Annotated in this window: 1 protein-coding gene; it reads right to left on the reverse strand. The window is 67.6% G+C overall.

The genetic code is table 11. From position 1 onward, the window contains the following. Positions 1–434 precede the first annotated feature (434 nt). A partial coding sequence (locus tag E1286_RS47370) for a CPBP family intramembrane glutamic endopeptidase (protein WP_132623988.1) occupies positions 435–893 on the reverse strand: 459 nt, incomplete at its 5' end.

Consider the following 893-nt stretch of genomic DNA (forward strand, 5'->3'; position numbering starts at 1 on the left):
GCTGTACGGCATGCGCCCCCGGGGCGGCTCCTGCGGCTCGTCGGGGACGGGAGCCGCGAACGGCGGCATGCCCCAGGGAGAGGCCAGGGGTAAGCCTCGCGCCCGGTCGTCCGTGGGACCGGGCGGTGAATGGCTGATCCTGGGCTCCTCAGGCTCTTCGGGCTCTTCATAAGAAGATCGCCCCGAAGAGGAGTGCGGTCCGGACGCGCCCTCGGAACGCGCGTCGTCGTCACCCGGCGGTCGCCGTGGCGGGTCGCTGGGGCCGGAGGCCACGCGCCGTACCTCCTCTGCGAACTCGTCGTACAGCTGCATCCCGGTCCCGTTCAGACGGACCGTTCCAGCCTGTCGTCGGGAATCCTTCGCCATCCAGACCAGCATGCTTGGGCCAGAATGGCGAGACCTCTCTAGCGAGATTCCCGAGCAACCAACCAGCTTTATCCCGAAATAGTGTGAATTGACCGCTTTTTAGCTAGGTACATCACACCAAACGCATACACCCCGAGTTGCACCACGGTTCCCGTCAACGCCTCCCACGGCACCGGCGTACGGCCCTGATCCAGTGCGTCGTCGAGCGTGCCCGAGGCGGCGCTCACCCCGAACGCCACGAGGTTGTTCATCACGTGCAGCGCGATCGCCGCCTCCAGGCCGCCCGTACGCACCGACAGCCACGCCATGACGGCGCCGAACGCGAACACGTCCACGAGCCCCGCCGAGGAGTAACCGTGCAGCGACGCGAACAGCGCCGAGCCGATGACGATCGCCCAGACCGGGTTGCGCACATGCGTACCGACCGCCTGCAACACCCAGCCGCGGAAGACGTACTCCTCGGCCGCCGCCTGGAAGGGCACCAGCAGCACGATCACGACGAGCAGCGGCAGGAACCCCTCCCACCC

It is taken from the genome of Nonomuraea terrae (assembly GCF_004348995.1).
Classification (GTDB): Bacteria; Actinomycetota; Actinomycetes; order Streptosporangiales; family Streptosporangiaceae; genus Nonomuraea; species Nonomuraea terrae.